Below are 7089 nucleotides of genomic sequence, written 5' to 3' on the forward strand. Positions count from 1 at the left end.
CGGTACGGGTGCGTGCGGGGTCGAGGTGGTCATATCCGGCCCGCCTTGCGCTCGCTGACGAGCAGCCAGAGCAGGTAGCAGCCGCCGAGGATGCCGGTGATGACGCCGACGGGCAGCTGCCGGTCGCCGAAGGCGTTCCCGGCGATCCAGTCGGCGCCCAGCAGCAGGGCGGAGCCCATGACGGCGGACACCGCCAGGTTCGGGCCGGGCGCCCGGGTCAGCCGGCGGGCCAGCTGCGGGGCGCTGAGGGAGACGAAGACGATGGGCCCGGCCGCCGAGGTGGCGACGGCGACGAGCAGCACGGCGGAGGCCATCAGGACGATCCGGGTGCGCTCGACCTTCACGCCGAGGGCGTACGCGGCGTCGTCGCCCATCTCCAGCATCCGCAGCGCCCGCCCGTGGCCGAGGACCAGCGGCACGAGGACGCAGCAGACGGCGAGCAGCGGCCAGAACTGCGTCCAGTCGCGCCCGTCGAGGGAGCCCGTCATCCACACCGTGGCGCGGGTGGCGTCCACCAGGTTGGCCTTGGTGATGAGGTAGTGGATGACGGACGTCAGCATGGCGGCGGCGCCGATGCCGACGAGCACCAGCCGGTAGCCGTGCACGCCCCGCTTCCACGCCAGCAGGTAGATCGCGACGCCGGTGACGACGCCGCCGACGACGGCCCCGAGGGCGGTGGCGACGGCGCTGCCCTGGAAGAGGACGATCACGGCCAGCGCGCCGACGGTGGCGCCCTGGCCGAAGCCGATGACGTCGGGGCTGCCCAGCGGGTTGCGGGAGACCGACTGGAAGACGGCCCCGCCGAGGGCGAGCGCGCCGCCGACGAGGATCGCGACGAGGACCCGTGGGAGCCGCAGCTCCATGACGGCGAACTCCTGGACGACCGTCCCCTTGCCGAGCAGGGTGTCGACGACCTCGCCCGGCGTCATCGGGAAGTCGCCGGTGCCGACGAGGACGATGCCGAGCCCGAGGGTGAGCAGGATCAGCCCGAGGCCGCAGAGCGCGGCCCGCGGCTCGTACCGCAGGGAGAGCCCGCCGCCGGTCCGCAGGGTCTTGGTGGTCACAGCTGGGCCATCCTCTTGCGGCGGACGAGTCGGATGAAGACGGGACCGCCGACGAGGGCCGTCACGATGCCGACCTGGAGTTCGGCGGGCCGGACGAGGACCCGGCCGAGGACGTCGGAGCCGAGCAGCAGCACGGGCGCGAGCACGGCCGCGTACGGCAGGATCCACCGCATGTCGGGGCCGGTGACCGCCCGGACCATGTACGGCACCATCAGGCCGAGGAAGACGATCGGCCCGCAGGCGGCGGTCGCGGCGCCGCACATCAGGGTGACGGCGAGCATGGCGACGACCCGGGTCCGGTTGATGCTCACGCCGAGCGCGCGGGCCGAGTCGTCGCCCATCTCCATGGCGTTGAGCGGCCGCGCGATGCCGAGGGCCAGCACGGCGCCGACGAGGATGAAGGGCGCGACCCGGCCGACGGTGTCCATGTCGGCGGAGGCCAGCGAGCCGACGGTCCAGAAGCGGAGCCGGTCGAGGGCGGCCGAGTTCAGCAGCTGGACGGCGTTGACGAAGCCGTACAGGGCGGCGGTGGCGGCCGTGCCGGCGAGCGCGAGCCGCACCGGCGTCGCGCTGCGGCTGCCGCCGAGCGCGTACACGACGACGGAGACGACGGCGGCGCCGACGAAGGCGAACCACACGTAGTCGCGGACGTCGGTGACGCCGAGGAAGGCGATGGCCGACACCACGGCGGCGGCCGCGCCGGCGTTCACGCCGAGCAGTCCGGGCTCCGCCAGCGGGTTGCGGGTCAGCCCCTGCATCACCGCGCCGGCCAGGCCGAGCGCCAGGCCGACGAGCAGCCCGAGCAGGGTGCGCGGCACCCGCACGTCGTGGATGACGACGTCGTTGCCGACGCCGCTGTTGTGGAACAGCCCGTGCCACACGTCGTCGAACGGCACCGGCTTGGCACCGATCATGATGCTGAGGACACAGACAAGCAGCAGGACGCCGACGGCTGCGAGCAGCCCGAGGGCGCGCACGGAGTTCCGGCGCCTCGGGGTCTGCCCGGCCTTCACCGGCTCCGCGCTCGTACGGGAGGGACTCTCGACCAACACCCGGTTAGGTTAGCCTACCCAATATTGATCTAGCAGGGCCCGGTCGCCCCGAATCCCCCGGGACCTCCGGCGCCCCCCGGAGCCGCCGGGCGGCCACCGGGATCCCCGGCGCCCCGCCGAGCCCCCCGGCCGGCCGTCCCGGTCCCCCGGAGCGGCCCGTTCCAGGGCCCTACAGCCCGAGCCGCGCCAGCGCCTTCCCGGCGTCGAGCCCGCACGCCCCGGACCCGGCCGACGTCCACGCCGCCCCGCACAGCGCCCGCACCCCGTCGAGCACCCCGGATTCCCCAACCGGCCCCGCCGGCCCCGTCTCTCCCGTCTCCTCCGCGCCCTCCAGCACGAGCGCGTCCCCGCTCACCGAGGCCCGCCACCCCCCGCACCGGAAACCACCTCCGCCGTCCGCCACGACCTCCGGCTGACCGACGAGCAGCCCCCGCAGATCCGCCGCCACATACGTCGGCCGGTGCTCCGGCACCGCCGCGAGCAGCGTCGCCACGTCGGTCACCCCCGTCAGCACCAGCAGCGAGTCGACGCCCCCGTGGAAGGCGCCCTCGATGTCGGTGTCCAGCCGGTCCCCGACGACCAGCGGCCGCTGTGCCCCGGTCCGCAGCACGGTCTCCCGGTGCATCGGAGGCTGCGGCTTCCCCGCGACCTTCGGCTCGACCCGGCCGCCGGTGGCGATCCGCACGACCTCGACGGCCGCGCCGTTCCCGGGCCCGATCCCGCGCGCGCCCGGGATCGTCAGGTCGGTGTTGGAGGCGTACCAGGGCACGCCCCGCCCGATCGCGTACGCCGCCTCCGCGAATCGCCCCCAGGCCATGTCCGGCCCGCCGTACCCCTGTACGACGGCCACCGGCTCCTCGTCGGCCGACTCGACGGGGACGAGCCCCCGCTCCCGCAGCGCCACCCGCAGCCCCTCGCCGCCGACGACGAGCACCCGGGAGCCCCCGGGCACGTCCTCCGCCACGAGCCGCGCCACGGCCTGCGCCGAGGTGACGACGTCCCCCGGCTCGGCCGGCACGCCCAGCTCGGTGAGGTGCGCGGCGACCGCGTCCGGCGTCCGCAGCGCGTTGTTCGTCACGTAGGCGAGCCGCATCCCGCCGTTCCGCGCCGCCCCGAGCGCCTCCACGGCGTACGGGATCGCCGCCCCGCCCGCGAAGTACACGACCCCGTCGAGGTCGAGCAGTGCCGTGTCGTACGCCGCGCTCAGCGCGACCGCGCTGCCGCCGGGCCGGCCCCGTTCCGTCCGCCGCTCCTGGCCGTCTCGCGCCATGACCACCCGCTCCTCACTCACCGCCGGTAAATCCCCCGCTCCCCCGATCATCGCTCATCGCCGCCGCGCGCCTACGATGACGAGATGAACACCTCAGGTCACGCGGCCGACGCCGTCCGCGACGACACGGCGGGGCTGCGCCTGCATCCGTTCCGCGGCATCCGGTACGTCCCCGAGCGGGTCGGCAGCCTCGCGGCCGTCACGTCCCCGCCCTACGACGTCGTCGTACGACCTGACGGGCTGCTCCACCTGGAGTCCGCCGACCCGCACAACATCGTCCGGCTGATCCTCCCCCAGGCGGTCACGGCGGGCACCCGCCACCGCAAGGCGGCGGTCACGATGGACCGCTGGCTGGCCGACGGCGTCCTCGCCCCCGACCCGACCCCCGCGCTGTACGTGTACGAGCAGCGGGGCGACGGCGTCCTCCAGCGCGGCATCATCGGCGCCCTGGAACTCAGCACGCCCGACGAGGGGGTCGTCCTCCCCCACGAGGACGTGATGCCGCACGTCGTCGAGGACCGCGCCGCCCTGATGCGCACCACCGCCGCCAACCTGGAGCCGCTGCTCCTCACCTACCCGGGCGACGGTGACGGCGCGGACTCGGTGATCGAGGCCGCCGTGCTGCGCGAGCCGCTGCTCGCCACGACGACCGAGGACGGCTTCCACCACCGGCTGTGGGCGGTCACCGACCCGGCCGAGCAGGCGGCGGCCACGGCCGAGCTCGCCCGCCACCAGGCACTCATCGCGGACGGCCACCACCGCTGGGCGACCTATCTGCGGCTCCGCGCCGAGCATCCGACCCCCGGCCCCTGGAACCAGGGCCTGGTGCTCCTCATCGACACGGTCCGCTATCCCCTGCGGGTCCGCGCGATCCACCGCCTGCTGAGCCGGCTGCCGGTCGCGGAGGCCCTGGACGCGGTCGGCGACTCCTTCCGGGTCCGCCGCGTCGAGCGCCCCCTCCCCGAGGCGCTGGAGGTTCTGGCCGAGGCGGCCGCCGGGGGCAACGCCTTCCTCCTCGCGGGCGACGGCGCCTTCCACCTGCTGGACCGTCCCGACCCGGCCCTGCTGGCCCGCACGGTCCGCACGGACCGTCCGGAGGCCTGGCGCACCCTGGACGCGACGGTCCTGCACGCCACGCTCCTGGACCACGTCTGGCACGTCCCTGACGCCCCCGAGGACATCGCCTACATCCACGACACGGCGGCGGCGGTCGCCCAGGCCGAGCGCCGGGGCGGCACGGCGGTCCTGATGCATCCGGTACGGGAGGAGGTCGTCCGCGACCTGGCCCGCCAGGGCGTCACGATGCCCCGCAAGTCGACGTCCTTCGGCCCCAAGCCGGCGACGGGACTGGTCCTCCGCAGCCTGGCCCTCGACTGAGGCCCGTACGGCACGGGGAAGGGGCGGCACCCAACGGATGCCGCCCCTTCCCCGTCTCACCGAGCCTCAGCTCCGGTCGTCCTCGTCATCGTCCTCGTCGGCCATGACGTCGTCCTCGTCGGTGAGGTCCCGCTCGTCGTCACGGTCGTCGGCCGCGTCCTCGTCCGCCCGGTCCTCGTCCGCCCGGTCCTCGTCCTCGTCCTCGTCGAAGGCGTCGACGAACTCGACCCCGTCGAGCTCGGCGAGACGGTCGGAGGCGTCCGTCGCCCCGTCCTTGTCGGCCTCCAGGGCCTTGGCGAACCACTCCCGGGCCTCCTGCTCCCGTTCGGCGGCGAGCAGGGCGTCGGCGTAGGCGTACCGCAGCCGCGCGGTCCACGGGTGGTTGGCGCTGGACGCCAGCTCGGGGCTCTGCAGGGTCACGATGGCGGCCTCCAGCTGCCCCATGTCCCGGCGGGCGCCGGCGGCGACGAGCCGCATCTCGACCTGCCCGGCCTTGTCGAGCTTCTGCACCTCGGGCTCGCCGGCCATGGCGAGCGCCCGCTCGGGCCGGCCGAGGCCGCGCTCGCAGTCGGCCATGACGGGCCACAGCTCCACGCCGCCGCTCATCCGGCGCGCGGCACGGAACTCGGCCAGCGCCTCGGAGTACTTCTGGTTGGCGTACGCGGCGAAGCCGGCGGCCTCGCGGACGGCGGCGACGCGCGAGGCGAGCCGCAGCGCGACCTTGGAGTAGCCGTAGGCCTTCTCCGGGTCCTCGTCGATCAGCTGCGCGACCATGACCAGGTTGCGGGCGACGTCCTCGGCCAGGCCCTTGGGCAGGCTCATCAGCTCCTGACGCACATCGGGGTCGATCTCCTCGCCGGTGACCTCCGGCGGGATCGGCAGCCGCTTGAGGGGCGCGCGATCGCTCCGCTCCCGGTCCCCGCGGTACCCGCCGCGCTCGCCGCCACGGTCGTCACGGCCCCGGTACCCACCGCGGTCGCCGCCCCGGTCGTCCCGCCCACGGAACCCACCCCGGTCGTCGCGGCGGAATCCGCCGCCGCCCCGGTTGTCATCGCGCCGGAAGCCGCCACCGCGCTGGTCGCCGCCACGGTCGTCACGGCGGAAACCGCCACCGCGCTGGTCGTCCCGACGCTCGTCGCGCCGGTCGTCACGCGGGAAGGAGGGCCGGTCGTCCCGACGGAACGACGAGGGACGCTGGTCCCGGCGGTCGTCACGCGGGTACGAGGGCCGGTCATCGCGACGGAACGACGAAGGACGCTCGTCCCGGCGGTCGTCACGACGGAACCCGCCGCCACCACGCTGGTCACCACCACGGTCGTCACGACGGAAACCGCCACCGCCCCGCTGGTCGCCACCACGGTCATCGCGACGGAACCCGCCGCCACCACGGTTGTCACCGCCCCGGTAGCCACCGCCACCGCCACCACGGTTGTCGTCACGCGGGTACGAGGGCCGGTCATCGCGACGGAACGACGAAGGACGCTCGTCCCGGCGGTCGTCACGACGGAACCCGCCGCCACCACGGTTGTCACCACCACGGTCATCGCGACGGAAACCGCCGCCACCACGCTGGTCGCCACCACGGTCATCGCGACGGAAACCGCCGCCACCACGCTGGTCGCCACCACGGTCGTCACGGCGGAAACCGCCACCGCGCTGGTCGTCCCGACGCTCGTCGCGCCGGTCGTCACGCGGGAAGGAAGGCCGGTCGTCCCGACGGAACGACGAAGGACGCTCGTCCCGGCGGTCGTCACGACGGAACCCGCCGCCACCACGGTTGTCACCACCACGGTCATCGCGACGGAAACCGCCGCCACCGCGCTGGTCACCGCCCCGGTAGCCACCGCCACCGCCACGGTTGTCGTCACGACGGAAGCCGCCGCCACCGCGCTGGTCGCCGCCACGGCTGTCGCCACCACGGTCGTCACGGCGGTAGCCGCCGCCACGGTTGTCGTCGCGGCGGAAGCCACCCCCACCACGGTTGTCACCACGGCTGTCGTCACGGCGGGGGCCACGGAAGCCGCCCCGGTCGCCACCGGCACCGTCCCTGCGACGCGGCTCGCGCTCCGGACGGTCGTCGGGAGAGTTGGTGGACATCGGTGTGACTCCTGTCTTCGGGTACTGCAGTCATTCTCGCGCAGCCGGCACCCGGCCGCGCCTCGGAAAAGTCAAGCAAAAACAAAAGGACCCCTGGTCCCAGCGTGAACGCTGGGACCAGGGGTCCTTTGAAGAATTGTTCGGCGGCGTCCTACTCTCCCACAGGGTCCCCCCTGCAGTACCATCGGCGCTGAAAGGCTTAGCTTCCGGGTTCGGAATGTAACCGGGC

6 protein-coding genes and 1 rRNA gene are annotated in these 7089 nt (G+C 74.2%); 1 reads left to right on the forward strand and 6 read right to left on the reverse strand.

What is annotated here, in order from left to right; all coding sequences use genetic code 11:
* Window positions 1-29 precede the first annotated feature (29 nt).
* The 3 genes from ACF1ED_RS32085 to ACF1ED_RS32095 form a co-directional block, all read right to left on the reverse strand.
* Window positions 30-1064, reverse strand: coding sequence for a FecCD family ABC transporter permease (locus ACF1ED_RS32085; protein ID WP_391766470.1), 1035 nt, complete (start codon window positions 1062-1064; stop codon window positions 30-32).
* Complete coding sequence (locus ACF1ED_RS32090) at window positions 1061-2116, reverse strand: iron chelate uptake ABC transporter family permease subunit (protein ID WP_391766472.1); 1056 nt, start codon at window positions 2114-2116, stop codon at window positions 1061-1063. Before ACF1ED_RS32090 ends, ACF1ED_RS32085 begins: the two co-directional genes overlap by 4 nt.
* 169 nt (window positions 2117-2285) lie before the next feature.
* Complete coding sequence (locus ACF1ED_RS32095; protein WP_391766474.1) at window positions 2286-3386, reverse strand: HAD hydrolase-like protein; 1101 nt, start codon at window positions 3384-3386, stop codon at window positions 2286-2288.
* 84 nt (window positions 3387-3470) lie between these two features.
* Between ACF1ED_RS32095 and ACF1ED_RS32100 the strand changes: the two genes are divergently transcribed.
* The gene (locus ACF1ED_RS32100) at window positions 3471-4763 is read left to right on the forward strand and encodes a DUF1015 domain-containing protein (RefSeq protein WP_391766476.1); all 1293 of its coding nucleotides are present in this window, start codon (window positions 3471-3473) and stop codon (window positions 4761-4763) included.
* Between the two features lie 66 nt (window positions 4764-4829).
* On the opposite strand, the gene ACF1ED_RS32105 is transcribed toward ACF1ED_RS32100, so the two are convergent.
* The 3 genes from ACF1ED_RS32105 to rrf all read right to left on the reverse strand — a co-directional run.
* Window positions 4830-5585: a hypothetical protein gene (locus ACF1ED_RS32105; RefSeq protein ID WP_391766477.1), complete on the reverse strand. Its 756-nt coding sequence runs from the start codon at window positions 5583-5585 to the stop codon at window positions 4830-4832.
* Complete coding sequence (locus ACF1ED_RS32110) at window positions 5585-6766, reverse strand: hypothetical protein (RefSeq protein WP_391766479.1); 1182 nt, start codon at window positions 6764-6766, stop codon at window positions 5585-5587. The genes ACF1ED_RS32105 and ACF1ED_RS32110 overlap by 1 nt, the downstream gene beginning before the upstream one ends.
* A gap of 232 nt (window positions 6767-6998) precedes the next feature.
* Window positions 6999-7089, reverse strand: a 5S ribosomal RNA gene (rrf, locus tag ACF1ED_RS32115); the annotation flags it as partial.

Origin of the sequence: Streptomyces sp. NPDC014656, assembly GCF_043084305.1 — a bacterium.
Taxonomy (GTDB): Bacteria; Actinomycetota; Actinomycetes; order Streptomycetales; family Streptomycetaceae; genus Streptomyces.